Origin of the sequence: Neorhizobium lilium (genome assembly GCF_004053875.1) — a bacterium.
Lineage (GTDB): Bacteria > Pseudomonadota > Alphaproteobacteria > Rhizobiales > Rhizobiaceae > Neorhizobium > Neorhizobium lilii.
The window spans coordinates 1,251,388-1,277,313 of sequence record NZ_SBIP01000002.1 but is presented as its reverse complement, the minus strand read 5'-3'; the positions used below and the strand labels follow the sequence as shown (position 1 = coordinate 1,277,313).

At 60.8% G+C, this 25,926-nt stretch carries 24 protein-coding genes; 18 read left to right on the top strand and 6 right to left on the bottom strand.

All coding sequences use genetic code 11. The features are described from left to right. Positions 1-2: 2 nt before the first annotated feature. From EPK99_RS12375 to EPK99_RS12335, 9 genes are all read left to right on the top strand, one after another. On the top strand, positions 3-956 hold the full coding sequence (locus EPK99_RS12375) for a carbohydrate ABC transporter permease (protein WP_164901759.1): 954 nt from the start codon (positions 3-5) through the stop codon (positions 954-956). Beyond that, positions 949-1,824: a carbohydrate ABC transporter permease gene (locus tag EPK99_RS12370; RefSeq protein WP_128443308.1), complete on the top strand. Its 876-nt coding sequence runs from the start codon at positions 949-951 to the stop codon at positions 1,822-1,824. The genes EPK99_RS12375 and EPK99_RS12370 overlap by 8 nt, the downstream gene beginning before the upstream one ends. A 20-nt stretch (positions 1,825-1,844) precedes the next feature. Then, positions 1,845-2,858, top strand: a complete 1,014-nt coding sequence (locus tag EPK99_RS12365) for a Gfo/Idh/MocA family protein (RefSeq protein ID WP_128443307.1) — start codon at positions 1,845-1,847, stop codon at positions 2,856-2,858. After that, a complete protein-coding gene (locus EPK99_RS12360) occupies positions 2,851-3,918 on the top strand; it encodes a Gfo/Idh/MocA family protein (protein ID WP_128443306.1) in 1,068 nt (355 codons plus the stop codon). Before EPK99_RS12365 ends, EPK99_RS12360 begins: the two co-directional genes overlap by 8 nt. 27 nt (positions 3,919-3,945) lie before the next feature. After that, the gene (locus EPK99_RS12355; protein ID WP_128443305.1) at positions 3,946-5,025 is read left to right on the top strand and encodes an ABC transporter ATP-binding protein; all 1,080 of its coding nucleotides are present in this window, start codon (positions 3,946-3,948) and stop codon (positions 5,023-5,025) included. A 183-nt stretch (positions 5,026-5,208) separates the two neighbouring features. Further along, complete coding sequence (gene osmF / locus EPK99_RS12350) at positions 5,209-6,120, top strand: glycine betaine ABC transporter substrate-binding protein OsmF (RefSeq protein WP_128443304.1); 912 nt, start codon at positions 5,209-5,211, stop codon at positions 6,118-6,120. A 131-nt stretch (positions 6,121-6,251) separates the two neighbouring features. After that, a complete protein-coding gene (locus tag EPK99_RS12345; protein ID WP_128443421.1) occupies positions 6,252-7,361 on the top strand; it encodes an ABC transporter permease in 1,110 nt (369 codons plus the stop codon). Further along, positions 7,358-8,296, top strand: a complete 939-nt coding sequence (locus EPK99_RS12340; protein WP_128443303.1) for an ABC transporter ATP-binding protein — start codon at positions 7,358-7,360, stop codon at positions 8,294-8,296. The genes EPK99_RS12345 and EPK99_RS12340 overlap by 4 nt, the downstream gene beginning before the upstream one ends. After that, positions 8,293-9,054, top strand: a complete 762-nt coding sequence (locus EPK99_RS12335) for an ABC transporter permease (protein ID WP_128443302.1) — start codon at positions 8,293-8,295, stop codon at positions 9,052-9,054. Before EPK99_RS12340 ends, EPK99_RS12335 begins: the two co-directional genes overlap by 4 nt. A 217-nt stretch (positions 9,055-9,271) precedes the next feature. On the opposite strand, the gene EPK99_RS12325 is transcribed toward EPK99_RS12335, so the two are convergent. From EPK99_RS12325 to EPK99_RS12310, 4 genes are all read right to left on the bottom strand, one after another. Further along, the gene (locus EPK99_RS12325; RefSeq protein WP_128443300.1) at positions 9,272-10,276 is read right to left on the bottom strand and encodes an acyltransferase family protein; all 1,005 of its coding nucleotides are present in this window, start codon (positions 10,274-10,276) and stop codon (positions 9,272-9,274) included. Between the two features lie 41 nt (positions 10,277-10,317). Further along, the gene (locus EPK99_RS12320) at positions 10,318-11,592 is read right to left on the bottom strand and encodes an O-antigen ligase family protein (RefSeq protein ID WP_128443299.1); all 1,275 of its coding nucleotides are present in this window, start codon (positions 11,590-11,592) and stop codon (positions 10,318-10,320) included. 10 nt (positions 11,593-11,602) lie between these two features. Then, the gene (locus EPK99_RS12315) at positions 11,603-12,859 is read right to left on the bottom strand and encodes a polysaccharide biosynthesis/export family protein (RefSeq protein ID WP_128443298.1); all 1,257 of its coding nucleotides are present in this window, start codon (positions 12,857-12,859) and stop codon (positions 11,603-11,605) included. Between the two features lie 96 nt (positions 12,860-12,955). Continuing rightward, positions 12,956-13,636: a sugar transferase gene (locus tag EPK99_RS12310; RefSeq protein WP_128443297.1), complete on the bottom strand. Its 681-nt coding sequence runs from the start codon at positions 13,634-13,636 to the stop codon at positions 12,956-12,958. Between the two features lie 726 nt (positions 13,637-14,362). Here EPK99_RS12310 and EPK99_RS12305 point away from each other — a divergent pair. Continuing rightward, a complete protein-coding gene (locus EPK99_RS12305; RefSeq protein ID WP_128443296.1) occupies positions 14,363-14,653 on the top strand; it encodes an exopolysaccharide production repressor protein in 291 nt (96 codons plus the stop codon). A gap of 132 nt (positions 14,654-14,785) precedes the next feature. Further along, positions 14,786-15,790, top strand: a complete 1,005-nt coding sequence (locus tag EPK99_RS12300) for a glycosyltransferase family 2 protein (protein WP_128443295.1) — start codon at positions 14,786-14,788, stop codon at positions 15,788-15,790. 11 nt (positions 15,791-15,801) lie between these two features. Here EPK99_RS12300 and EPK99_RS12295 read toward each other — a convergent pair whose 3' ends face one another. Both EPK99_RS12295 and EPK99_RS12290 read right to left on the bottom strand, forming a co-directional pair. Further along, on the bottom strand, positions 15,802-16,749 hold the full coding sequence (locus tag EPK99_RS12295; RefSeq protein ID WP_128443294.1) for a polysaccharide pyruvyl transferase family protein: 948 nt from the start codon (positions 16,747-16,749) through the stop codon (positions 15,802-15,804). A 41-nt stretch (positions 16,750-16,790) separates the two neighbouring features. Beyond that, positions 16,791-17,759 (bottom strand): glycosyltransferase family 2 protein, encoded by a 969-nt coding sequence (locus EPK99_RS12290; RefSeq protein ID WP_128443293.1) that lies wholly within the window; start codon positions 17,757-17,759, stop codon positions 16,791-16,793. A gap of 108 nt (positions 17,760-17,867) precedes the next feature. Here EPK99_RS12290 and EPK99_RS12285 point away from each other — a divergent pair, with 108 nt between their 5' ends. The 7 genes from EPK99_RS12285 to EPK99_RS12255 all read left to right on the top strand — a co-directional run bounded on the left by EPK99_RS12285 (position 17,868) and on the right by EPK99_RS12255 (position 25,826). Further along, on the top strand, positions 17,868-19,352 hold the full coding sequence (locus tag EPK99_RS12285) for a lipopolysaccharide biosynthesis protein (RefSeq protein ID WP_128443292.1): 1,485 nt from the start codon (positions 17,868-17,870) through the stop codon (positions 19,350-19,352). Between the two features lie 361 nt (positions 19,353-19,713). Further along, on the top strand, positions 19,714-20,871 hold the full coding sequence (locus EPK99_RS12280) for an acyltransferase family protein (RefSeq protein WP_281033461.1): 1,158 nt from the start codon (positions 19,714-19,716) through the stop codon (positions 20,869-20,871). Then, on the top strand, positions 20,868-21,662 hold the full coding sequence (exoK, locus tag EPK99_RS12275; protein WP_128443291.1) for an endo-1,3-1,4-beta-glycanase ExoK: 795 nt from the start codon (positions 20,868-20,870) through the stop codon (positions 21,660-21,662). The genes EPK99_RS12280 and exoK overlap by 4 nt, the downstream gene beginning before the upstream one ends. Positions 21,663-21,728: 66 nt before the next feature. After that, positions 21,729-22,922 carry a glycosyltransferase gene (locus EPK99_RS12270; protein ID WP_128443290.1) on the top strand — a complete coding sequence of 398 codons (1,194 nt, stop codon included), beginning with the start codon at positions 21,729-21,731 and terminating at the stop codon, positions 22,920-22,922. 20 nt (positions 22,923-22,942) lie between these two features. After that, a complete protein-coding gene (locus EPK99_RS12265) occupies positions 22,943-23,941 on the top strand; it encodes a glycosyltransferase family 2 protein (protein WP_245582395.1) in 999 nt (332 codons plus the stop codon). Further along, on the top strand, positions 23,938-24,864 hold the full coding sequence (locus tag EPK99_RS12260; RefSeq protein WP_128443289.1) for a glycosyltransferase family 2 protein: 927 nt from the start codon (positions 23,938-23,940) through the stop codon (positions 24,862-24,864). Before EPK99_RS12265 ends, EPK99_RS12260 begins: the two co-directional genes overlap by 4 nt. Beyond that, positions 24,861-25,826, top strand: a complete 966-nt coding sequence (locus EPK99_RS12255; RefSeq protein WP_281033459.1) for a glycosyltransferase family 2 protein — start codon at positions 24,861-24,863, stop codon at positions 25,824-25,826. Before EPK99_RS12260 ends, EPK99_RS12255 begins: the two co-directional genes overlap by 4 nt. The last annotated feature ends 100 nt before the right edge of the window (positions 25,827-25,926 follow it).

The window sequence follows — 25,926 nt, the reverse complement described above, 5'->3', positions numbered from 1 at the left end:
CCATGGCGCTTCATTCCGAGATCCTGTCGAAGGAGAGCCGCCCGGCGGCTCTCCGGAGCCGAGGAGCGTTCGGGGGTGTCCTGGAACGCAATGCGGCAGGCTATGTTTTCCTGTTGCCGTGGCTGCTGGGCTTTTTCGGGCTGACGCTCGGTCCAGCGCTCGCCTCACTCTATCTGTCTTTTACCAATTACGACCTGCTCCAATCGCCTGATTGGGTGGGCGCGGCAAATTATGTACGCATCCTCACGGATGATCCGAAATTCAGCGCTGCCATGCAGGTCACCTTTACCTATGTGATCCTTTCCGTGCCGCTGAAGCTGGCCTTTGCACTGGCGGTCGCCATGGCCTTCAACCGCGGCATCAAAGGCCTGACGCTCTATCGCGCGATCTTCTATCTGCCTTCGCTGCTTGGTTCGAGCGTTGCGATCGCCGTGCTGTGGCGGCAGCTCTTTGCATCGGACGGTCTCATCAACATGGCGCTGTGGCAGCTGTTCGGCTTCGAGGGACCGAGCTGGATCTCCAATCCCGACTACGCGCTCTATACGCTTGTCATGCTGTCGATCTGGCAGTTCGGCTCACCGATGATTATCTTCCTGGCCGGTCTTCGGCAGATCCCGACGGATATGTACGAGGCCGCGCAGATGGACGGTGCCGGCAAGGCGCGGCAGTTCTTCAAGATCACGCTGCCGCTGCTGACCCCGGTCATCTTCTTCAACGGGGTGATCCAGACGATCGAGGCCTTCAAGGCCTTCACGCCTGCCTTCATCATCTCGGAAGGAACGGGCGGTCCCATCAACTCGACGCTGTTCTATACGCTCTACCTCTATCAGGAGGCCTTCGGCTTCTTCCGGATGGGCTATGCGTCGGCACTCGCCTGGATCCTCGTCATCATCATCTCGCTGTTCACCGCCTTTTCGTTTCTCGGCGCGCGCTATTGGGTGCACTACGATGACTGATGCAACTCACGCCCTCCTGGCGCCCCCGAAGGTCCAGCGCTCTGCATTCAAATCGATTTTGCTTCATGCGGTGCTGATCCTCTGTTCGTTCGGCATGCTCTATCCCATCCTTTGGATGATCTCCGGTTCGTTCCGGCCACAGGAAGAGCTTTTCGGCACGTCCTCGCTTATACCTTCGGCGCTCGATCTCGGCGGCTATGTTCGCGGCTGGAGCGGCCTGCAGGTCACCTTCGGCCGGTTCTTCTGGAACTCGCTGGTGATTTCGGTGCTGGCCACGATCGGCAATGTCGTCGGCTGCTCGCTTGCGGCCTTTGCATTCTCGCGCCTGCGCTTCGCCGGACGCAATTTCTGGTTCGCGCTGATGCTCGGCACGCTGATGCTGCCCTATCACGTCGTGCTCATCCCGCAATATATCCTGTTCCTGCACCTCGGCTGGGTGAACACGCCGCTGCCGCTGATCGTGCCGAAATACCTGGCGACCGATGCCTTCTTCATCTTCCTGATGGTGCAGTTCTTCCGCGGCATCCCCAAGGAACTGGACGAGGCGGCTGTCATGGATGGCTGCAGCCCTTTCCGCATCTACTGGAAGATCATGCTGCCGCTATCGCTGCCGGTTCTGGCGACGGCGGCGATCTTCTCCTTCATCTGGACCTGGGACGATTTCTTCGGGCCGCTGATCTACCTTAGCGATATCAACACCTACACGGTGCAGCTGGGGCTGAGGTCGTTCGTGGATTCCACCGGCAGTTCCGATTGGACGGCGTTGTTTGCCATGTCCAACCTCTCGCTCATTCCCGTCTTCCTGTTCTTCCTGTTCTTCCAGCGGCTGCTGATCGAAGGCATCGCAACCACCGGCATGAAGCGCTGACCCATACAAAGAGTGATCCCATGACACCTGTCCGTTTTGCCGTGATCGGCATCAACCACAACCACATCTTCGGGCAAGCCAACTGCCTGCTCGATGCCGGAGCCGAATTTACCGGCTTTTATGCGCAGGAGGATGACCTCGCGGCAGAGTTCGCGGCCAAATACCCGCAGGCAAAACGCTATGACGACCCACGCCGTGCGCTGGACGATCCGGCGATCGAGCTCATCGTCACGGCGGCCATCCCGGATCAGCGGGCACGGATTGCCCTTGAAGCGATGCGGGCCGGCAAGGATGTGATGACCGACAAGCCGGGCATGACGACACTGGAAGATCTGGCGGAACTGCGCCTGGTCCAGGCGGAGACCGGCCGCATCTTTTCCGTGCTTTACTCGGAGCATTTCGAGAACCGGGCGACCGTGCGAGCCGGGGAACTGGTCGCATCCGGCGCGATCGGCAAGGTCGTGTCCACGGCCGGCTTTGGGCCGCATCGGATGCGCCCGGCCCTGCGACCAGAGTGGTTCTTCGAGCGTAAGCGCTACGGTGGCATCCTTGTCGACATCGCTTCGCACCAGTGCGAACAGTTCCTGTTCTTCACGGGTGTCGAAAGCGCAGAGATCCTGTCGGCAAGCGTCGGCAATCGGGCGCATACGCAATGGCCCGGCCTGCAGGATACGGGAGACATCCATCTTGCAACACCCGATGCTACGGGTTTCATCCGTGTCGATTGGTTCACGCCGGAGGGCCTGTCCACCTGGGGCGATGGTCGTCTCTTCATCACCGGCACCGAAGGGATGATCGAACTTAGAAAATATGTTGATGTCGCTGGCCGGTCGGGCGGCGACCATCTTTTCCTGACGGACTCGAAGGGCGTCACCCATATGGATTGTTCGGCCCTGCCGCTGCCCTATGGAGCGCAGCTGCTGTCCGACATCCGCAACCGTACCGAGACGGCCATGCCCCAGAGCCGCTGCTTTGCCGCGATGGAGCTGGCGCTGAAGGCTCAGGCCAAGGCCGAAGGAGCCCAGAATGTCTAAGCGCTTCAAGGTCGGCATTATCGGCTGCGGCATCGGCCGCTCGCATATCGTGGAAGGTTATCTGCCGCATGCAGACAAGTATGAGGTCGCCGCACTCTGCGATCTCGATGAAACGCGCCTCAACGCGGTTGCGGACGAGTTCTTCGTTTCCCGCCGCACACGTTCATCCGACGAGCTGATGAGCGATCCGGACATCGACATCATCGATATCTGCACGCCGCCCGCCGTTCACACCAAGCTCGTGCTGCAGGCGCTTGCCGCGGGCAAGCATGTGGTCTGCGAAAAGCCGCTGACCGGGTCTCTCGCCGAGGTGGATCAGGTTCGTCTGGCGGAGAAAAACTCCAAAGGCCTGTTGATGCCCATCTTCCAGTATCGCTACGGCGAGGGAGTGGCGCAAGCAAAGCGGATCATCGATAGCGGCCTGGCCGGCAAGCCTTATGCGGCAACCGCCGAAACCTTCTGGCGGCGCACTGCGGACTATTACGACAACCCGTGGCGCGGGCGGTGGGCGACCGAGCTCGGCGGTGTTCTGATGACGCATGCCATCCATCTGCACGATATGCTGACCTATCTTCTCGGTCCGATCGAGCGGGTCTTCGCGCGGGCCGAGACACGCGTCAACGCAATCGAAGTGGAGGATTGCGTCTCCGCCAGCCTGTTGATGCAGAACGGCGCGCTTGCCTCCCTGACGGCGACGCTTGGAGCCGCGGAAGAGATCAGCCGTCTGCATATCGCCTTCGAACACGTCACCTTCGAGAGCAATCACGAGGCCTATTCGCCGGGCGACGGACCTTGGCGGATCGTGCCTGTCAGCGACGAGGTGCGGCAGGCGATCGACGCGCTTCTGGCCGATAGCCCGCCCGTCGGACGGCGCTTCAACGGACAGATGGAAGCTTTCTATGGCGCGCTCGTCTCAGGAGCGGCGCCACCGGTGACCAGCGAGGATGCGCGCCGCTCGCTGGAGCTGGTTACGGCCATCTACCATTCGAACGACACGCATTCCGATGTGGTCCTGCCGATTGCCGAGGACCATCCGAAATATCACAGCTGGCGGCCTTGAAGCACCGGTCAGTGGGAGGAGTTTGACATGGCGAGCGGTATCACGCTTGAGAAGATCCAGAAGCGCTACGGCGCCTTGCCCGTCATTCATGGCGTGGATTTGAAGATCGAGCCGGGAGAGTTCACGGTCTTCGTCGGGCCTTCGGGCTGCGGAAAATCCACCCTTCTGCGGATGATCGCAGGGCTTGAGGAGATTTCTGGCGGGGAGCTGCGCATCGACGGTGAGCGGGTCAACGAGACGGCCCCATCCAAGCGCGGCATCGCCATGGTGTTCCAGTCCTACGCGCTCTATCCGCATATGAGCGTCTACAAGAACTTGTCCTTCGGGCTCGAGACGGCTGGCATGAAGAAGCCGGAGGTCGATGCGCGGGTGAAAAAAGCTGCGGACATCCTGCAGATCGGGCCGCTTCTGCAGCGCAAGCCGAAGGCGCTTTCCGGCGGGCAGCGGCAGCGCGTGGCGATCGGCCGTGCGATCGTTCGCGAGCCCCGGATCTTTCTCTTCGACGAACCGCTCTCCAACCTCGATGCGGAACTGCGTGTGCAGATGCGTGTAGAGCTTTCCAAGCTGCATCAGCAGCTCGGCAGCACCATGATCTATGTCACCCATGACCAGGTGGAAGCGATGACGATGGCCGACAAGATCGTCGTGCTGCGCGATGGGCGCATCATGCAGGCCGGGCGTCCGCTCGATCTTTACAACGACCCTGCCAATCAGTTCGTGGCTGGCTTCATAGGCTCGCCCAAGATGAACTTCCTGTCGGCCAAGCTTGACGAGACGGATGCTTCCCATCGCACGATCGAAATCGCCGGGCAGCGGATTGAGCTTCAGAAACCACTTGCGGCAAGGGAAGGCGAGCCGTTGACCTTCGGGCTGCGGCCGGAACATATCCAGCCGCAAGACAATGCCCTATCGCTCGGCTCGGCTTCCGTGCAGCTGGTAGAGCACCTGGGCGGCTCGACAGTCGTCTATGCCAGCACCCAGGACGGCCAGCCGGCCACAGTTCTGCTGGAAGGCCAGCGGCCGATACGGATCGGCGAAACTATCCCGCTCTCCTTCCATCCCTCCAAGAGCCACGTCTTCGGGCAGGACGGCCGCCGGGTCTGTTAGGACCAGTCGATTAACCTGAAGCGCTCCATCGCTTGGACGTCATCGTCAAAGGCCGCATCCACTGAACAGACGCGGCGGGGATATAAATCCCCATGTCCGGATCTCGTCCTTTGCTTCAATCCGCCCTAAATAGCTTCGCACGCTGTTTTGCACTTCAGCCCCCGATCCGGAGGAAGGTCTGTCATGTTCTTCAAGAAGAAGCTTTTAGGTATCGCATTGGCGCTTGGCGTTTCAGCCACCATGGCGCAGGCACAGGTGGTCGTATCCTCCAAAATCGACACCGAAGGAGGCGTGCTGGGCAACATCATCCTTGCGGTGTTGAAAGCCAACAAGATCGATGCCACCGACCGCATCCAGCTCGGTGCGACGCCGGTCGTGCGCAAGGCCATCACGGCTGGCGAGATCGACATATACCCCGAATATACCGGCAACGGTGCCTTCTTCTTCGAAAAGGGCGACGATCCGGCCTGGAAGGATGCGGGCAAGGCTTATGAGACCGTCAAGAAGCTGGACTATGACGCGAACAAGATCGTCTGGCTGACGCCGTCGCCGGCCAACAACACCTGGGGCATTGCAGTCCGCAAGGACGTGGCCGATGCCAACAAACTCAAGACGCTGTCCGACCTCGGCAAATATGTGGCTGGCGGCGGCAAGATCGTGCTGGCCGCGTCTTCGGAATTCGTCAACTCCGCGGCTGCGCTGCCGGCCTTCCAGAGCACCTACGGCTTCACCCTGAAGCCCGACCAGCTGATCACGCTGTCGGGTGGCGACACGGCTGCCACCATCGGTGCAGCCGCCAACCAGACGAATGGCGCCAATGCCGCCATGGTCTATGGCACGGATGGTGGGATTGCGCCGTCCGGTCTCGTGGTTCTGGAAGATGACAAGGGTGTGCAGCCTGTCTACCAGCCGGCGCCGATCATTCGCGAAGAGATTCTGAAGAAGAACCCGACCATCGAGAGCTTGCTGAAGCCAGTGTTCGAAAAACTCGACCTCGTCACCCTGCAGGACCTGAATGGGCGCGTGCAGGTGGGCGGCGAGCCGGCCAAGGCGGTTGCGGAAGACTTCCTCAAGAAGAACGGCTTCTTGAAGTAATCCGCCTTCGGCTCCAAGATGCCATCGAGCCGGGCGCCGTGCCCGGCTTTTTCTTCAGGAAGTGGTAGCGTGGCTTGAGCATCCGCATCGACAAGCTTGGCGTCGTTATCGGCCTGATCGCGCTTTACGGCATGTTCGCAGCCTCGTTCGCGGTGCTCAAGCCCAACCGCATCCTGCAGGGACAGGCAAAGAGCATGCTGGAGTCCTTGCCCGGCGCCAGCGGCTGGGGGCTACTGCTGCTGCTGCTGTTCATAATCCTGATCGCGCTGATACGGGTGCCGGCCTGGAGCCGGCTTGTCGGGGCCGTTGCGGCACTTGCCGCACTCGTTTTCGCCATCGGCTTTGCCGCCGGGGCGCTGACGCCGCCGGGCAACAGCTATGCGCGCGTTTCGCCCGCCGCCGGGTTCTGGGTTCTGGTCTTCGCCTTTGCGCTTCTGGCTGCCGATGCCATCACCCGGCTCCAGCCGCCCCCCTGGATGCGGCTCCTGTTCCTTGGCGTCTTCGCACTCCTGGTCTGGGGTATTTTTGCCTCCGATCTCTGGGCGGGGCTTTCGATCATGAAGGAATATGCTGGCCGGTCCGAGGTCTTCTGGTCGGAAGCCGGCAAGCATGTGACGCTTGCCATCGGCTCGCTTCTGTCGGCCTGTCTGGTTGGATTACCTCTCGGCATTTTCTGCCACCGGGTTCCATCGATCCGAGCCACGGTGCTCAACACGCTGAATTTGATCCAGACGATCCCGTCGATCGCGCTGTTCGGCATCCTTATCGGGCCGCTTGCCTGGATCGCGACGAACATTCCCGGCGCCGCGGCCATGGGCATACGCGGCATCGGTACTGCGCCAGCCTTTGTTGCGCTGTTCCTTTATTCGCTGCTGCCGATCGTCGCCAATACCGTGGTGGGGCTTGCCGGCGTGCCGCGCGAGGCCAATGACGCCGCCCGAGGCATCGGCATGACAGACCGGCAGCGGCTTATCCAAGTCGAACTGCCGCTTGCCATGCCGGTCATCCTCACCGGAATCCGCATCGTTCTTGTCCAGAATATCGGGCTTGCGACGATCGCGGCGCTGATCGGTGGCGGCGGATTCGGCGTCTTCGTCTTCCAGGGGATCGGCCAGACGGCCATGGATCTGGTATTGCTCGGTGCTGTGCCGACCGTGGCTTTGGCCTTCGCCTCTGCAGTCATTCTTGACGCGCTGATCCAGATGAGTTCCGCAGTGCCGCAAAGGGCCACATCCGCATGATCGAGATCGACGCCATTACCAAGCGCTACGACGATATCACCGTCGTCGATACGGTGTCGATGATCGTGGAGCCGCGCACGGTCACGGTGATCGTGGGCACGTCCGGTTCGGGAAAGACGACGCTGCTGAGGATGATCAATCGACTGGTGGAGCCGAGTTCGGGCGCAATCCGGCTGGATGGAGAGGACAGCCGCTCTATCCCGGGCCATGAGCTTCGCCGCCGGATCGGCTATGCCATCCAGGGACATGGGCTGTTTCCGCACCGCACGGTCGCGCAGAATATCGCAACCGTGCCGAACCTGCTCGAGTGGCCGAAGGCCCGCGTGGACGCCAAGGTGGAGGAGTTGTTGTCGCTCTTCCAGCTCGACCCGAAGGTGTTCGCAAACCGTTATCCGCACGAGCTCTCGGGCGGGCAACAGCAGCGCGTCGGCGTGGCGCGGGCGCTGGCAGCGGAACCGAAGGTCCTGCTGATGGACGAGCCCTTCGGTGCGCTCGACCCGATCATCCGCGCCAAGGCGCAGGAGGATCTCCTCGCAATCCAGAAGCATTTCGAAACCACGATCGTACTCGTGACCCACGATATGGACGAAGCCTTCCACCTCGCCGACAAGATCGCGGTCATGGACAAGGGGCGGGTGCTGCAATACGGGCCGCCGCCCGAACTGGTCCGTCATCCAGCCAATCCTTTCGTACAGACCCTGATCGGCGACATGCAGCGACCTTTCCGGCTGCTTGCGGTCTCGACCGTTGCTGGCGCGACGGAGCCGGGCGAGGCGGGGGGCGAACCCATATCCGAAGACCTCAGCCTGCAGGAAGCTCTCGCAGAGCTTATGTGGAGTGGGCGCAGGGCCGCCCCGGTCATCTCGCAGACAGGTGAAATGGTGGGACGCATCACGCTCGATGCGCTGCTGAAGCATGCGGCGAGGCCAAAATGACGCCGACGATCCTCGTCAGCATCTGGGTGCCGAGACTGTTGCGCGGCCTGCTGCTGGTCGTGCTGCTTGCCTTCCTGCTGTCACCGGAGAGTTTCGAATCGCTGCTCAAGCCGCTGGTGCAGCCCAATGCTCCCGCCATCTACAATCAGGGCAGCCTGCTCACCATCACGCTCCTGCATCTGCGGACGGTGTTTCTGGCAACGGTCGCAGCGACCGTGATCGCCGTGCTGCTCGCTATTCTCGTCACGAGGCCTTTCGGCGCGGAGTTTCTGCCGCTTTCCCGCAGCCTGGTGAATATCGGCCAGACCTTTCCGCCGGTCGCGGTTCTGGCCCTCTCCGTGCCGGCGGTCGGTTTTGGAGAGAAGCCGACGCTGATCGCGCTGTTTCTCTATGGCCTGCTGCCGATTTTCGAGAACACGCTGACGGCGCTGACCAATCTGCCGCGCCCGGTGATGGAGGCGGCCAAGGGTTCCGGCATGACGAGCATTCAGCGCCTGCTGAAGGTGGAACTGCCGCTGTCGCTTCCGGTCATCGTCGGCGGCATCCGGCTGTCGGTGGTGATCGGTCTGGCAACGGCGACGATCGGCTCCACCGTCGCGGCCAAGACCCTGGGCGAGGTCATCATTGCCGGCCTGCAATCCAACAATCTCGCTTTTGTCCTGCAGGGCGGGTTGATCGTCGGGGCGCTGGCGGTACTGATCTACGATGCTCTCGGGGCCGTCGAGGCCATGCTCGCCCGCCGCGCCGGTCTCGCCTGACAGAGAACCTCTGGAACCATGGGGGCCGGCGGCGGTTGACTTGGGAGACCCCCGATGAAGGAGATCCCATGGCTCAAGACCCATTCGAACCCGTTCCCAATCCAACATCGCCCGTGCCGCCCGTACCGGTTCTGCCGCCGATAGACGAGCCGGAACCCGATCGTTTGCCGGACGAGGATCCAATCCCAAATCCCGACGAGAACGACGAGCCGCCGATCTATGCGCGGCGGCGGATGGGAAAGCGCCAGAGCGACGACCGCTTGCCTCGCAGCAGGAACTGAAGCGGTCTTTCCAGGCCCTCATAGGCGAGGATCCCGGCAAGCGTCCCGATGATCACGCAGACGATGAGAAGCAGTGTCGGCGGAAGCGAGCCCGCAGCCTTGAGGGCTACCGAGATTGCAAACGTGTGCCACAGGTAGATGGAATAGGAACTGTCGCCCAGATAGGCCAGAGCCGGGAACTGCGGCAGCTTGCCCCGGGTTTCGATGGCCAGCGCGCCGATCACCAGCATCACGGCCAAAGGTCCGCAGGTCCAGGGGCCGAACTCCATGCGTAGGATCTGGATCGTTGCAAAACCGGCAAGCGCCAGCACGGCCATGACCGCCCCTAAGGACGCCGGAGGAAGGGCGCCGCGCTGCCACAGCTTTGCAATGACCGCACCCGCTACGAATTCAAGAATGACGGGTGCAGTGTAGAAAGCGACAAGCGGATCGGCTGGGCGAAACAGCATGCCAAGAATCGTGAGAAGGCCGAAGATGCTGCCAAGCAGGGCAAGCCTCAGGCCGGGCCGCGCGAAAAGCGTTGCGGCAAAGACCACGTAGAAGAAGATCTCGTAGTTCAGCGTCCAGCCCTGCACAAGCACAGGCCACATTTCTCCATTGCTGGGGGATTGCATGGGGATGAACAGGAAGGACGCCAGCGTGTGGGTAAGGCCGATCCGGAGATTGGGGAAGAGGCCGATCACCGCGCCCAAGAGCATGACAGCGGTCGCCGCCCAATAGGAAGGGGCAATGCGCAGGAGACGGTTGCGCAGAAAGCTCATCGGGCGGGTGGGGCGGCTGTCGCTGATCGCCATCATGATGAAGCCGCTGACGACGAAGAACACGTCCACACCGGCGGCGCCGATGGTGAAATGCAGCCCGCCTCGCTCCCCGGCATGAAAGACGACCACGGCAAGCGCCGCGAGCGCCCTCAAATACTGGATGGAATAAAGCGTGGGCATGGTTCGTATCCTCTGCCCGAAGGCAAGTCTGCGTCAGGCCGTCAAAAGCGTGGCTGAAGTCCGGCAGGCGCGGTCCTGGCGGCGGCGCGGCGGGGCTCGGCGACCTGGAGCGGTGCGATCGCCAGCCTGCCGGCGGCGAAATAGAACAGGAAGGAGCCGACCTGATAGGGGTTGATGATGTCGATCTCGACGAAGGAGCGGATCAGGAGCAGGCCGGTCAGTCCGAACAGCACTAGTGAATCCGGGGTGGTGTTGAAGGTCAGCAATCGCTTCAGATGGCCGGTCAGCGTCGTCAGCAGAATGAAGACAAGAAGCAGGGCACCGATCACGCCGGTTTCTACCGTCGTCTCGATATAGGTGTTGTGGAAATGGAAGCCGCTTTTTCCTGTAATGCCGAAATCGTCCCAGAGACGTTCGGCGTCGGCGAAACCGGGGACCCAGAAACCCTGATAGCCGATGCCGAGATAAGGCGATTGCTGAGCAATCGCGATCCCCTGCTGCCAGAGATAGGTGCGGCCGGTGAGGGTCGAATCCTTGCCGAAGAGGCCGAGGATGGCATCCATGGCGCCGAATTGCAGACCGCCGACCACGGCGCCTATCCCCATGACCATGGCGGCCGCGAAGAACATTCGCCGGTGCCGCGGCGAAAAGATCATGAAGGACTGCATGCCGATGCAAAGTGCCACGACCCCGATCGTGGTGATCGCCGATGTCGCCGATTGGGAGGCAAACAGGCAATAGGCCGAGAAGAGTGCCACCACGCCGATGACGGGCAGCCACAGGCCCCACAGCCGGAAGACCATCACGCCTGCATAGCAGAAAAATATGCCGAGAGAGGCAAAGAAGCCGAGCTGGTTCTTGGAGGAAAAGGCGCCGACGAAGCCGAAGGTGCCGTCCATGGAATCGAGCAGGTAGGTGCCGAAGACGATGGAATAGACCAGCACCAGGCCGACGCCGAGGATCGCTCCCTTGCTGAGGTTCTCGATGCTGACGGCCCGCATGGCGATCAGGGCGCATGCGATATGGGTCAGGTACTGGATCGCGGTGCGCAGCGATACGCCAAAGGCCGGTGACCAGAAGGCGGACACGAAGCAGAACAGCCCGAACCCGAAGATCCAGAGATATTTGCCATAGCTGCCGAGCGCTTTGCGATAGTTCACCAGAACCAGCAGGAACCACGCACCATAATAGGCAAGAATGGAGATCTGTCCGAAGCGGCTCGAATAGGCGAAAACGAAGAAGGAGATGGCGACCGCCATCATCGCATAGATCTGGTTTCGTCTTGGATCGATGAAGCTCGAGCTCGCAATCTTCATGAGGCAGACCTCACTGCATCAGGAGTTCGGAGGTTACCTTCACCACGTCGCCCGGCTGAAGCTCCGTGTTTTCGTCCACGGACACTTCCTTGGCACCCTGACCTGCGTCGCGGACCACGGTGTATTTGATGTTCGCGGCCTGGCGGCTGGGATCGAATTTCAGCGCTTCGGCCGACTGAGCAAGCGCTTCCGTCATCAACTGCCGGCTCGTGCCCAGCTGCAGACTTAGCTTTTCAAGCTCCGCTTCGGTGTCCTGAAGCTCCTTGGCACGCTGGGCGACCCAGTCGTTGCGAATATTGATCTCGTCCTGGTCGGCCTTGCTGATCGACTGTTTGGCCTGAAGCGCATTGGTATCGATGTCGAGAAGACTCGTCTGGATATCGGCAGTCCGCTCTTCCAGGGTAATCAGGCGATTGTTGTTGGTAATGCCCTGTTCGGTGAGGCGGGACATCTTGTCACGAGAGTCGGTGGCGATCTCCAGCTGCCGCTTCTGGGTCTCCGTCTTCTGGGCAAGCGACTGAACCTCGCTCTGCAGAAGAGAGCGCAGGTCGGCCAAAGCCTTCAGCTGAAATTCGTAACGGTCGCGGCGCGATTTCATCAGGGAGGCTTCGCTGTCGAGCAGCTGCTGCGCATTCTTGAAATTCTTCAGCTCCGGCGGCATTTCGATTTCCTTGGCATTGCCCACCTCGGAGAGGAGACGGGCTCGCCGGGCGATCAGCCTGGCGCGCTGGGAATCGTAGACGGCTGCCTCGCCCTGAGCGTTGAGAAAGTCTCGGGCAAAGCGCTGCCCGGCCTCCGAGCGCTTCAGCCCGCCGGCAAGGCTCAGCGCTTTCAGCACGGTGAGCCGGGGAGAGTAGGGGTATTCGCCGGGCTTATCGACATCTCCCGCCAGGAAGACCGGGCGGAACTCGGCGACCTCGACCGAAGCGGAAGGCAGATTGCGCAGGGCGAACTTGGTCCGCAGCTCCTCGCCGATTTCGCCGGCCACCTCGCCGGTGGTCTTTCCCGCCGCCGCCAGATCGCCGATGAAGGGGATGGAGATCGCCCCCGAGGGGCCGACCGTGTATTCGCCGCCGACGACGTCCCAATTCTTGATGCTGCCATCCGCGGGCTGCCACTCGGCAACGCGGATGCGCAGCTTGTCCATAACGCCCAGTTTGTAGCCGCTGTCGGCGGCCCCGGACGAGACAGTGGAAATCGCAAAAGCGGTGGCCGCCAACACAAATGTGGCAGTCACACGCCCCGCAGATGCAAGGTTCTTGCGCATGAACATCTCTTTCAATCGGCATGCCCGTTCAAGCCGGGCATCGTCTGGTCGATGCAGTCTGTGATCGAAGCCGGGCGGCTGCCCGGACACCGTATGTCAGTAACTGCCGCGGGCAAAGCATACAGCCGGAATCGTCTTCACGATAATGGCAATGTCCCGGAAAAGTGACCAGTTCTGAACATAGTGCGTATCGAACGCGATGCGGGTCTCGTAGGAGACATCATTGCGGCCGCTGATCTGCCACAGACCGGTCAAACCCGGCCGGGTGCGCAGGTAATAGACAGCGAAGCTGTCGTAGACCTTCAGCTCGTCATCGACCACCGGACGGGGGCCTACGACGCTCATTTCTCCGCGTACGATGTTGAGAAGCTGCGGCAGCTCGTCAAGGCTCAGCTTGCGCAGAACCTTGCCAACGATGGTAACACGGGGATCGTCCTTCAGCTTACGCGTCAGGCGCCATTCTTCCATGGCCTCGGGATTGTCCCGAAGGTATTTTCGCAGGAGATCATCGCCATTGGTGGCCATGGTCCTGAACTTGAGGCATTTGAACGGCCGACCGTTGTGGCCGATCCGGGTGTGTCCGTAAAATGCTGGTCCATTGTCCGAATACTTCACAAGCGCCATTATCATCAGAAAAATCGGGCTGAAGATGATGAGGGCGCAAAGCGCAGCCGTGATATCGAAGCTACGCTTGACCAAGCCGCCAATCGGCAGTGCCGCGGGGGTCTGATCGGAATTGACAAACGGCGAACCTGCCGAACGTGTCGCTGACTTCATAGAGAAGACTCCACTTTGTTTTGCGATAGTCGGTGCCTTTGAGGCGCGTCTTTGCACCTGCGATATGATAATAAGTCTGTGTTCGGAATTTGATGCTAGTCATTTTTTATCGGCATGCAGGCCTTGCCGGGGCTTGACGCCGTTCGTCACAAATCTGTCGTCATGAGTGTTACTGGTCATGGTCAGTAGTCGCATTGGCGAATACTTAAATCGATTTGTACTGTTCTGCGGTTATGGAATAATCGCTTGTCATCCCGTTAAAATTGCATGTATCGTACCTAAATGGGTGTAGCCGGAATGTCCGTTCCCTCTTCCGAAACAGGCGAAAGTAGCTTCAGGCTCCGACCAAAGGCCTAATCCTGTTGCACTGCAATACAATGTTGCGGCGCAAAAGAAAGATCGCGGAAGGCGTGACCTTTGTAATAAAAGTTGATCGAATATCGGATCAGGGGAGGCTCCTGGAGGGGTAAGGAGGAGCCAATGGGGCGGTCAGGGCTGAAACGTGGCGAAAAAGTGACACGTCATTTGTGGTATTTCGGTAAGAAAGAGTTTAGGTTAATCTGAAGAGGGCTTGAGGAACTGCGGAAACATTACGAAGTTTCAACGTGAAACGGCCTACACGATGGGGTAATGACTAACCTCTTCGGCAGGCTCGTAAACGTTCCGCAGAAGAGGAGCCTGTGGAACTGTTGCACTGAACATATAAAGCTGTTCGGGAGGAGTCTTATGTACGCGCCGCGCGTCTTTGTCAGCATGCTGGCAGTTTTGATCGTATTCGCCGTGTCGTCCTATCTTATCCATGGGTCGATCGTGACCGCGCTTATACAGACGCTGATCTGTACCGTGATCATTCAGGCGGGATATTTCGTTGGTATATTTTACCTCGTTCGGCGCGAAAAGCTTCGTAGCGAGGGAATACCTGCCCGCGAATCCATCCTTCTCCGGGGACTTGAAAGGGAAACGAGGGAGGAGATCCAGCCGACCGTCGCCCGCAACTTCCAGGCCCGCGACCGGTAGCATCTGCCATTGAGTTTGGTGATGCGCCTTGGTGGACGATTGTGCCCAAGGCCGATTTTCTTTTGACCCGGCTTCACATGAGGGCCATGTTCCTACGCTCATAATCGTTGCCCGTAACGATGGAGAGCATGAGTGGCCGAAACTTCCGCCCAGACGATCTGTGTCATCATTGCCGCGAAAAATGCCGCGGACACCATTGCCAAAGCCGTGCATTCGGCGCTGGCCGAGGGTCTCGTCAGCGAAGTGGTGGTGGTGGATGACGGTTCGACCGACCGGACATCGGATGTCGCTCGCGGTGCAGACGATGGTTCTGGCCGGCTGAAAATCCTGTCCTTCGCCCAGAACCGGGGGCCGTCGGCTGCCCGGAATGCGGCCATTGCCGCGTCGCAAGCGCCGCTCATCGCCATTCTGGATGCCGACGATTTCTTCTTTGCGGGCCGTTTCTCGCCCATGCTGGCGGAGGATGGTTGGGACCTGCTTGCCGACAACATCGCCTTCATCTCCGATCCTGCCGCGCTCGCCGTTCCGGAACGTTTCGAGACGCGACCCCGGACGATCTCGCTGGTGGATTTCGTGGAAGGCAATATCTCGCAGCGCGGCAAGCCGCGCGGCGAAGTGGGCTTTCTGAAGCCGATCATGCGCCGCGCCTTTCTCGACGCCCACAAGATCCGCTATGACGAGAAGCTGAGGCTCGGCGAGGACTACGATCTCTACCTCAGGGCGCTGGCCAAGGGCGCCCGCTACAAGGTGATCGAACATTGCGGCTATGGCGCCGTGGTGCGCCACGACTCCTTGAGCAGCCGCCACCGGACGGAGGATCTGCGGATGCTTTACGAGGCGGACGAGGCGATCCTGCGGGACGCGTCGCTTGCTCCCGATGCCCGTGCGGTCATCAGCAGGCACCGCAACCACATCCGCGACAGGTACGAGCACCGCGCCTTCCTGGATACCAAGGCGCAGTCCGGCTATGCGGGCGCGCTTCGCCGGCTTCTCAGCCGGCCGCAGCACATCCCGTCGATTGCCGCTGGCATTTTCCTGGACAAGCTGGACGGCTTCCGGGGCAGGACATCCCCGGTTGCTTCATCCCCTTCTGCCGTTCGCTACCTGCTGGCGGGCGTGCCCGCCGGCAGAAAATAGGGTCAGGCCAGTCAAAAATAGTCGCGGCGTACGCTATCGAGCACGTCGCGGAATCTCTGCTTGCAGTTTTCCAGCGCTCCGTCCGGGCTCAGATGCGGCTCGGCCCGGCTTGCCTGCCACAATGCCAGAATGGAAGGCGCTGCCAGTGCCTGCTTGGCGATCCCGCGTAGACCTGTCTGGCTGGGCGCCGAACGGGTCATGACATCGCCGCCCGCATGGGCCGGTGCCGGCGCCGATGAGGCTCCCGGTCGCTGTGCGTCGAAACGGATGCCCCAGAAACGGGCCTTTTTGGCCACCGCTTCTGCGCGGGTCGATACCGGCACATAGCGGGGTTCATAGCGGGCGCGGACGGAAGATGCCCAATCGCTCCACTTGAAATTGTTGATGGCACGCGACGTGGTGACGGCGACCCACGGCACCCGGAAGGCATCGGCCAGGATGGCGCCGTGCATGGATTCGGCCACGATGAACTCGGACTGAGCAATGTGGCGGATGACGGCCTTGGCCTCGCCGCGCGGATCGAGATAGGTCAGGCCCACCGGTTCGCAGACGGCGGGCCACATGCCGAATTCGGCGGATTCCCAGTGGGGGATGAACGTCTTCTTGTGGATCTTGGAGAGGTTCTGGAACTCCGGCATGTCGGCGATCATGACGGCCGGATCAGTGATGCCCTTTCCCGCCGGCAGGCCAAGCTTGGCGGCCGTCAGCGGGCCACGCACGCAGCGAACGTCCCAATCCGGCGTGGTGATGTTCGGCGCTTCGCCATAGCCGTAGCCGCTGCCGATCACCAGCTTCTTGCGGTCTGTCGGCAGAAGAACCGGATTGAGTACGGTGCCTACGCCGACCAGCACCGTCTCGGGATGAACGTCGCGGAAGCCTGGGAGAAGAAAGTCCCAGAGCCAGAGATTGAGGTCGTCGCCGAAATTGCCGTGATGAGATTCCCAGTGATAGGGGTACATGGCAGGCCTCCGTTGAGAATTGACAGATGGGAACCGCGCGATCAGCGCCCGGTTCGTCCTAGTTTTCCGGCACCGAGCGCAAAGGCGGCGCCGATCAGGCCCGGGTCCCGCATGACCCAGCGGGCAAGCAGACCAAAATCAGGCGCCTGTCTGCGCTTTAGCCGTCCAGCCTGGCTCCACAGTGCCTGTCTTCGGGCGGTATTCTTGTAGGACGCAATCGAGGCAACGTCGTCGGGGCGGGCGCGGAAACGCTGCTCCAGAGTGTCGAGGGCAACCCAGGTGTTGAACTGCTGGCGCAGAAACTGGGGCGACTGGTTGTCGATGCTATGGAAGATGTTGATCCCCATGCCTCTTGCAGCACCCGGCGCGTCGCAAAGAATGGTGCGCTTCGATTTCAGGATGCAATCGCAGAAGAACAGCACGTCTTCCGCTGCCAGCCGCAGCGTCGGCTCGAACCGGATGCTCTCGAACACAGGCCGGGCCATGACCATGCAGGTCAGGTGCAGGAAGCTCCAGTTTTTCAGCATGACGCTCGCCAAATCCGGCATTTCGATCACCAGCGGGTTTTCGGACAGCCGGGTGCCGCCTTCCGTCCGCTCGAGTTCGGCCATGCCGAAATGGTAGTAAAATTCCTCGCTCGCCTGCATCGAGGCCCAGTAACATTCCGCGCCGAACCGCGTCATGCTCTCGAAGGCGTTGCCGAGATGGTTTGGCAGCCATATGTCATCGGAGTCCAGCAGGGCGACGAATTTGGTTTCCGGCGGCACGGCGTCCAGGCCGGTATTTCGGGCGCCTCCCGGTCCGCCGTTCGGTTGGCGGATGACTTTGATGCGGGATTTCCAGGCCTCGTCGATGCCCTGAAGCTCGACATCTGCGGCAAGGGGTGACTCGTCGTCAACGATGATGATATCGAAATCCTGGTAGGTCTGCTCGAAGACCGATGTCAGCGCCCGGCGCAGAATGCCGAGTTCCTTTTGGTAAAATGGAATAACAACCGTAAATGTCGCCATGTTTTCGCCCCTGCTTTTTTCAAGATTGCAAGCCGCTGACTTTTGGCAGGCCTTGAGGTAGAGCGGCCACGGCCGCGTTCAAAGATACTCCAGTACGGGATTTAGGATATGGCTCCAACTCAAGGCGTGAAGTCCATCACGACGAATGTCGGCTGGAGCGTGCTCTCAAAAACCGCGACTTTCGGGCTGAAATTTGTCACCGTCCCCATTCTGGCAAGACTGCTGACGCCGGAAGATTTCGGATCCGTAGCCGTTGCGCTGACGGTTGTCCAGTTCCTGGCCATGATCGGTGGCGCTGGACTGACCTCCGCCCTGATTGTCGATCGGGACGGAGACCTCGATACAGTTCATACGGTTTTCTGGTCCAATCTGGCCATGGCCGTCGCCATGGCGCTCATCCTTTTCTTCGGCGCCGACGTGCTTGCGACGATGATGGGCGCGCCCAATAGTGCCGGTCTCCTGCGCATCATGGCGCTGCTCATCCCCCTGCAATTGACGGCGGACGTCGCCTATTCGCTGCTCGCCCGCGAGATGAATTTCAGCAAGGACGCGATCCTCAGCACCGTTTCGGAAGTTACGGCGGCGCTGGTCGCGCTTGGGCTTGCTCTCCTCGGCTTCGGGGTGTGGGCTCTGGTCGTGCAGTTGTTTTCCTCGGCGGCGATCCGGCTGTTCGGCCTCTATGCCATTACGCGCTACGCGCCGCGGCTTGTCATCCGGCCGGCTCGGATTCTGCCGCTGCTGCGCTATTCCTCCGGGCTCATGGGCTCGGAAATGGCGAATTTCGTCACCTTTCAGGCGCCGATGGTAGTCATCGCACGTATTCTCGGCCTTGCCGATGCCGGCGCCTATTCCGCCGCCAACCGGTTTGCCAGCATTCCGAACCAGGTCGTCCTGTCTGCCGTCATGGGCGTCCTCTTTCCCGCCTTCAGCCTGATGGGAGACGATCGGAAGCGGCGGTCCGAAGCGCTGATGTTCAGCACGCAGGCAATGACGGTGGTTCTCGCGCCGGCGATGTTCGGGCTCTGGGCCGTGGCGGAGCCCGCCATGCTGGTGTTGTTCGGGCCGCAATGGGCCTATGCGTGGCCGGTCCTCGGCCTGCTGTCGCTTTCCAAGGCGATCATCACGCCCTGCAGCACCTTCATCCCCTACCTCAAGGGAACGGGGCATAGCCGTGTGCTGTTCTGGTCGGCCGTGCTGCGGGCCATCGCCACAACGGCCGCGATTGCCGGCGGCGCCTATTACGGCAGCCTGGTGGATGCAATGATCGGGCTTTGCATCGTCAACGCTGTCACGCTTGTCGGATATTCCTGGGCCGTCTTCCGGGTGGACAAGATCCCGTTCTTCTGGGGCTTGCTGACGAGCAGCCGTTCGATGATCACCTCTTTCATCATGGCGATCGGTGTGCGCGTCTTCCTCCACACCTTCTCGGCACAGTTAACAAGCCCCTACCTCCAGGTGCTTGCCGGGGCCGCCGTCGGCGCCGTGCTCTATGCCATTCTCTTCCTTCTCACCGAAATGAGACTCATCCGAAAGATCGTGGATCTCGTTCGGCGGCGGAGAGGACGCCCAGCCACGGAACCAAGCTCTGCCTAACTTCGCCACAGATCCGCCACAATACGGCCATTTTTTAAGGCGGCCCTCTGTTGAGGGATCACTTTTGGGTGTGCCGAATAAAAAAATTTCGTGATCAGCCGCATCTGAATTTTCTTGTTGCGGCGCAGCAATGAGAATAACGAACCTCCCACGGAACAGGCGTTTTTTAGGGATTTCTAACGTAACGCCGGCTAAACACGAGTCGGTATCATATTGCCGCTATAAATTGCTTTCCTCAATTTTTTGCTGCACCGCCACATTTTGCGCTCATCTCACCCTGATCCTGTCGGGACGACTGCGGGCTAAAGTCTGCTCTGATGAAACGGCGATGAGGGGGGCATCGCCCAAAAGGGTGACTCGTTTGACTGTTGATCAAAACGTATCCTCCCGTATCAATCTGATGCGTATTTTGCTGATCTGCGGCATTGTCTTCGTACATGTGCCGAGTAATGACGGCACCAGCCAGTTCCTGGGGGCAAACGGCCTCTTCGACTGGCTGCGCGTATTTCTGGGCGACAGCCTCTTCCGGATCGGCGTGCCATGTCTCAGCGCGATTTCCGGCTATCTGCTGTTCGTGCGCGGCATGGAAAAGTTCGACTACGGAACGACCTTGTGGTCGAAGGCGCGAACGGTGCTCCTGCCTTTCCTGCTTTGGAATTGTGGGCTGTTCATAACCGTGCTCGTCATCCAGCGGGCGGACATGGGCATCGGCTACTTCCACGACCTGTGGAATTCATCTCCGCGCGAGCTTCTGACCTATGCGTTTGCGATCGAGGATTTTCCCGTCAATGTTCCGCTTTATTTCCTGCGCGACCTGCTCGTCTGCATCCTTCTGTCGCCGCTTCTGGCCTTGTGTGTCCGCCGGGCGCCCCTGTCGACGCTGGCGGTTCTTTTCCTGATTGCCGTCGTTCCGGATGTCCCGGTCGGTATCGTGTTGAAGAAATCCATCCTGTTCAGCTTCACCTTCGGCATCTATCTGGCGCTGAATAAAGTGGACTTGAGGGCGCTTGATCGTTTCGCCCTTCCGGGAACGCTGGCAGTGCTGCTGGCAGCCGGAGTCCTGTCCATCGGCCTCTACCGGACAGGCCCGGATTTCCCATGGTTCCTGGACTTGGCGCTGAATGCGCTCTCCATCGTTGGGGCCGGCGGCTTCTGGCTTGTCTCGGCTTTAGCGATCCGGACCCGGCTCAGCGAACGGCTGGCCGCGACCGGAAGCCTGAGCTTCTGGATCTTTTGCGCTCACTACCCGTTGCTGGTGGTAATGTGGATGATCTGGAACCGCGCCATGGCGGATTCCCTCTACCCGGTCTTCTATCTCGGCGCAGTTGCCACGAGCTTCATCATTCTGGTTGGGACCAACTGGTTCGTGTCTCACGCCATTCCGAGCCTTTATCAGGTGCTGACAGGCAGCCGCGGCCGGAAAGAGAAAATGCAGACGCCTGCAAAACGCCAGCTTCCTACACCTTATGCTCGCCACGGCGAGCCCCCCCTATCGCATAACAGCAGAGGTAAGCCATGACGGTTGGAACGATTTTCGCGCGACGATCCTGCTCCGTCCTTGCCGTGCTGCTCGGCCTGGCGCTGCCCTCGGTGACGCAGGCGCAGAGCGGCGTCACCGGCAAATCCTTTGTCGAGGACTTCGATAAGATAGATCCAGCTGTCTGGTACATTTCCGATGGCTGGAACAATGGCAGCCATCAGAACTGCAACTGGTCGAAAACTCAGGTCAAGGTGGAAAGCGGCATGCTCAAACTCGGTTTCGCAGAAGGCAAGACGGGCGACCGCAACTATGCCTGTGGCGAAATCCAGACCAAGGCACGTTTCGGCTACGGCACTTACGAGGTGCGGATGAAGAGCGCGACAGGGTCCGGGCTCAACTCTGCCTTCTTCAGCTATATCGGCCCAACCGACAAAAAGCCCTGGGACGAGATCGATTTCGAGGTTCTCGGCAAGAACACCAGTGAAGTGCAGGTCAACCAATATATCAACGGCAAGGGCGGCAATGAAAAGCTGATCCCGGTGGCGGGCGGTGCCGACAAGGGTTTCAACGACTATGCCTTCATCTGGGAAGAGAACCGTCTGCGCTACTTCGTGAACGGCAAGCTTGTGCAGGACGTCACCGACAAGGCCAAGATCCCGACCAATGCGCAGAAGATCTTCCTCAGCCTCTGGGGCACAGACACGCTGAAGCAGTGGATGGGGCCGTTCAGCTATGCCGGGCCATACTCCCTTACAGTGGATCGCGTTGCATTTACCGCGCTCGGGGAGACCTGCCGGTTCCCTAACTCCGTTCTATGCAAGCTGAACTGAGCCTTTGAGCAGGTACTGTCACAAACGACGGATAGGATCGAAGGATCCGGAAAGGAATTAGGCGAGTTGACGTTGCGGGTCCTTTATCTGGCGCATGATCTGGTGGATGCCGCCATCCGGCGGCGCGTCCTCACTTTGAAGGCTGGCGGCGCCGAGGTGGATGTCGCCGGTTTCCAGCGCGGCGGCAATCTTCTGGCCGAGCAGGACGGCGTCGCCTCTCTCGTGCTGGGCGAGACTGCCGATGGCCGCTTCGCCCAACGCATGGGCGCAGTGGCGGCTGCGCGTTTTAGCCTGAAGCGCAAACTTGCCGGTCTCTCCCGGCCGGATGTCATCATTGCCCGCAATCTGGAAACCTTGGCGCTGGCAGAGCCGGCCGCAGCGTTTTTTGGCGGCGGTGTTCCTGTGGTCTACGAATGTTTGGATATCCATAGGCTGCTTCTGGATGACGGGGCGAAGGGCAGGGCGATGCGCCTCGCCCAGCGCCATTTCGCACGCAATGCCAGCCTGCTGATCACCAGCTCGCCTGCCTTCGTGGAGAACTTCTTCAAGCCGCGCTCAGGCCTCGACCTGCCCGTCTTGCTTCTAGAGAACAAGGTGCTGATGCTTGATCCCGATCAGGCCGGGGTGCCCGCCGCGCCACGGGCCGCACCGCAAGGCAAGCCTTGGCGGATCGGATGGTTCGGCGCGATCCGCTGCGCCAAGTCGCTTGCCATATTGACCGAGTTTGCCAGGCGAATGGAGGGTCGGGTGGAGATCGTGCTGCGCGGCCGGCCTGCCTATAGCGAGTTCGCCGATTTCGACGCCCAGGTCGCAGCGGCCCCGCATGTGGAATTCCATGGCTCCTACCGCAACCCGGAGGATCTGGCGGCCATCTATGGCGATGTTCATTTCACCTGGGCGATCGATTTCTTCGAGGAGGGACTGAACTCGGACTGGCTCCTGCCCAACCGCCTCTATGAAGGCGGATTGCACGGCGTCGTCCCGATCGCGCTCGCCTCCACGGAAACCGGCCGCTTCGTCTCCAGCCGCAAGATCGGCTTGACACTCGACGGGGCAGAGCCGGAAAGTCTGGTCACGCTTTTCAACGGGATGACCGATGAGCGCTATGAGAAGCTGACCGCGGCCGTTGCCGCCATCGACCGCAGCCAGTGGGTCACCAGCCCAACCGACTGCCGTGCTCTCGTTGCACGCCTTGCGGCGCTCGATCGCAATGCTTCGTCGTCGGCCGCCGTGGCCGCTGTTTCAACTCTGCAGTCGTGAGGTCAAGGATGGTTATGAGTATGCCCTCGAATACCGACATGCCGAATATGCGCGTACTGCTCGTTATCCCTTGTCTGAATGAGGCGAAGACGATCGAACCGCTGCTTCATAAACTCCATGCCCAGCGCGGCGACACCGATATGCTGATCGTCGTGGCAGACGGCGGCAGCACGGACGGGACGCCTGAAATCGTGGCCCGCGTCTCGGAAACCGTTCCACAGGTCGTGCTTCTTCCCAACCGAAAGAAGATTCAGAGTGCCGCCATCAACCTTGCCGTCCAGCGGTTCGGCGAAGAGCGGGATTATCTGATCCGTATCGATGCGCATGGCGATTACCCCGACGATTATTGCCGGGCTCTGCTGGAAGAGGCCGTGGCGCTCGAAGCAGACTCGGTGGTGGTCGGCATGGATACGGTTGGTTTTGGCCTGTTCCAGAAGGCGACGGCCGCGGCACAAAACTCCAAGCTCGGCAATGGCGGCTCCAAGCATCGCGCCGGCGGCGGCGGGGAGTGGGTGGATCATGGGCATCACGCCCTGATGCGCATTGCAGCCTTCGAGGCAGTCGGCGGCTATGATGAGAGCTTCAGCCACAACGAGGATGCGGAGCTTGACTTCCGGCTGCGCAAGGCCGGCTTCCGCATCTGGATGACCGGCAAGACCTATATGACCTACTATCCGAGGGCGAGCGCCGCCGCGCTGTTCCGGCAATATCTCGGTTATGGCCGGGGCAGAGCCAAGAACCTGCTGAAGCACCGCTCCGTTCCGAAGATCCGGCAGGCCGTTCCGCTTGCGGTCGCGCCGGTGGTGGTGATCGGGCTTTTGGCGCTGCTTCATTGGTGGGCGGCCATCCCGCTGGCGATCTGGGCAGTCGCCTGCCTCGGCTATGGGGTGTGGATGGCGGTCGGACAGCGCAACCCGCTCGGGCCGCTCGCGGCTGTTTCCGCGATGATCATGCACTTTGCATGGTCGGCGGGTTTCTGGCTGGAACTGATCGGCGTCAAAGCGCGGAGGGCCGCATGATGGAGGAAACCCCGCTGCGCATCGATATCGGCATCTGCACCTTTCGCCGGCTGGAGCTTGAAGAGACACTTCGATCGCTCTTCGCACTCGCTGTTCCGCCGGCTGCCACGGTGCGGCTGATCGTGGCGGATAACGACGCAGTGCCCAGCGCCCAGCCTCTGGTGGACCGGTTGCGGGAGATCTCGCCATTCCCGATCGCCTATGTGCACTGCCCGCAGTCGAACATCTCGATCGCCCGCAATGCCTGCCTTACCGAGTGCAATGCCGACTACCTTGCGTTTATCGATGACGACGAGACGGCGGAGCCCGGCTGGCTTACGGCGCTCACCGCCACTGCGCGGCAGACGGGAGCGGATGCCGTGCTAGGTCCGGTTCGCGCGGTCTATGGCGCTGAGAGTGCCGCCTGGATGCGCGACGGCGACTTCCATTCGACAATGCCTGTCTTCGTCGGCGGCACGATCCGCACGGGCTATACCTGCAACGTGCTTCTCGACATGCGTTCGCCACATCTTGCCGGCGCGAAATTTGCCTTGTCGCTCGGCCAGAGCGGCGGTGAGGATACGCATTTCTTCACCCAGCTGACTGAGTCCGGCGGCAGGATAGAGTTCGCATCCGACGCCTTGATCCTTGAGGCGGTGCCGGCGAAACGAGCGAGCTTCTCCTGGCTTGCCAAGCGGCGCTTCCGTTCCGGCCAGACCCATGGCCGCATCCTGGCTGCCAAGAATTCCGGATTGCGCCGTGTCCGGCAGACGGCGATGGCCGGGCTGAAATTCGGCTATTGTGCTGCCGTCGTAGCCGGCACCGTCTTCCTGCCTGTCACACGCACGCACTATGCATTGCGGGCGGCCCTGCATGCCGGCGCCGTCATGGGCAGCCTCGGCATGCGCGAGATCCGCCAGTATGGAATTACGGAGACCGCATGACCGCAATTTCAGCGCCCACCGTTATGCTGGATGTCACCTTCGTGATCGCCGCCTACAATGCCGCGGACACGCTGGCCGATGCGATTGCAAGCGCGCTTGCGCAGGAGGGCGTATCCCTGGAAGTGATCGTGGTGGACGATTGCTCGACGGACGGCACGAGGGAAATGGTGGCGGACTATTCCGATAGCCGGGTGCGTCTCATCGCGCAGGCAATCAATGGCGGGCCGGCCGCCGCCCGTAATGCAGGCTTCTCAGCTGCCACGGGACGCTGGATCGCGGTGCTCGATGCCGACGACACCATCCATCCGCATAGGCTGCGGACCATGATCGACCGGGCGAAGGCTGCGGATGCGCAGGTGGTGGTGGACAATATCGACGTCGTCCCGCTCGATGGCGGTGCGCCCGAACCGATGTTCCCGCGGGAAGAGCTGCAAAAGCGTCCGCTGATGACGCTTGCCGAGTTCATCCGCTCCAATGTGATCTTCGGTTCGACCTTCAACTTCGGCTATATGAAGCCTATCTTCGAGCGCATCTTCCTGCTGGAGCACGGCCTGCGCTTCGATGAGACGCTACGGATCGGCGAGGATTATGCCCTGCTCGCCGCAGCACTCGCCAGCGGTGCGCGTTGTGCGGTCGAACCGTCCGCCGGTTATGTCTACCATCTCCGGCACGGTTCGATTTCGCGCATTCTGAAGCCGCATCACTTGCATGCCATGCTGGAAGCGGACGAAACGTTTCTTCAGCGCTACCGGCTGGATGCGGATGCTATGGCCGCCCAAAAACTCCGGACGCGCAGCATTCGGGAAGCGGCTTCCTTCATCACGCTCATCGATGAGATCAAGAAACGCTCCGTCGGCGGGATACTTAAAACGGCAATCGGTCACCCGCAGGCGCTCAAGCACCTGCGCATGCCGATCGCTGTGCGTATGCGCCGGCTGGCCAAAGCCGTCGGCGTTCACTGAAATCCGATCGAAGAGCAGGGTCGCTCTTAGAAAAGGACAATTGCATGATCATGATGAAACCAGTTCGTAAGGCAGTCATACCTGGTGGCAACGAGATGTT

Bases quoted from the DNA above. Each gene is read 5' to 3' on its own strand.
- EPK99_RS12375 (WP_164901759.1), top strand. From the start codon at position 3: ATGGCGCTTCATTCCGAGATCCTGTCGAAGGAGAGCCGCCCGGCGGCT.
- EPK99_RS12370 (WP_128443308.1), top strand. From the start codon at position 949: ATGACTGATGCAACTCACGCCCTCCTGGCGCCCCCGAAGGTCCAGCGC.
- EPK99_RS12365 (WP_128443307.1), top strand. From the start codon at position 1,845: ATGACACCTGTCCGTTTTGCCGTGATCGGCATCAACCACAACCACATC.
- EPK99_RS12360 (WP_128443306.1), top strand. From the start codon at position 2,851: ATGTCTAAGCGCTTCAAGGTCGGCATTATCGGCTGCGGCATCGGCCGC.
- EPK99_RS12355 (WP_128443305.1), top strand. From the start codon at position 3,946: ATGGCGAGCGGTATCACGCTTGAGAAGATCCAGAAGCGCTACGGCGCC.
- osmF (WP_128443304.1), top strand. From the start codon at position 5,209: ATGTTCTTCAAGAAGAAGCTTTTAGGTATCGCATTGGCGCTTGGCGTT.
- EPK99_RS12345 (WP_128443421.1), top strand. From the start codon at position 6,252: ATGTTCGCAGCCTCGTTCGCGGTGCTCAAGCCCAACCGCATCCTGCAG.
- EPK99_RS12340 (WP_128443303.1), top strand. From the start codon at position 7,358: ATGATCGAGATCGACGCCATTACCAAGCGCTACGACGATATCACCGTC.
- EPK99_RS12335 (WP_128443302.1), top strand. From the start codon at position 8,293: ATGACGCCGACGATCCTCGTCAGCATCTGGGTGCCGAGACTGTTGCGC.
- EPK99_RS12325 (WP_128443300.1), bottom strand. From the start codon at position 10,276: ATGCCCACGCTTTATTCCATCCAGTATTTGAGGGCGCTCGCGGCGCTT.
- EPK99_RS12320 (WP_128443299.1), bottom strand. From the start codon at position 11,592: ATGAAGATTGCGAGCTCGAGCTTCATCGATCCAAGACGAAACCAGATC.
- EPK99_RS12315 (WP_128443298.1), bottom strand. From the start codon at position 12,859: ATGCGCAAGAACCTTGCATCTGCGGGGCGTGTGACTGCCACATTTGTG.
- EPK99_RS12310 (WP_128443297.1), bottom strand. From the start codon at position 13,636: ATGAAGTCAGCGACACGTTCGGCAGGTTCGCCGTTTGTCAATTCCGAT.
- EPK99_RS12305 (WP_128443296.1), top strand. From the start codon at position 14,363: ATGTACGCGCCGCGCGTCTTTGTCAGCATGCTGGCAGTTTTGATCGTA.
- EPK99_RS12295 (WP_128443294.1), bottom strand. From the start codon at position 16,749: ATGTACCCCTATCACTGGGAATCTCATCACGGCAATTTCGGCGACGAC.
- EPK99_RS12290 (WP_128443293.1), bottom strand. From the start codon at position 17,759: ATGGCGACATTTACGGTTGTTATTCCATTTTACCAAAAGGAACTCGGC.
- EPK99_RS12285 (WP_128443292.1), top strand. From the start codon at position 17,868: ATGGCTCCAACTCAAGGCGTGAAGTCCATCACGACGAATGTCGGCTGG.
- exoK (WP_128443291.1), top strand. From the start codon at position 20,868: ATGACGGTTGGAACGATTTTCGCGCGACGATCCTGCTCCGTCCTTGCC.
- EPK99_RS12265 (WP_245582395.1), top strand. From the start codon at position 22,943: ATGCCCTCGAATACCGACATGCCGAATATGCGCGTACTGCTCGTTATC.
- EPK99_RS12260 (WP_128443289.1), top strand. From the start codon at position 23,938: ATGATGGAGGAAACCCCGCTGCGCATCGATATCGGCATCTGCACCTTT.
- EPK99_RS12255 (WP_281033459.1), top strand. From the start codon at position 24,861: ATGACCGCAATTTCAGCGCCCACCGTTATGCTGGATGTCACCTTCGTG.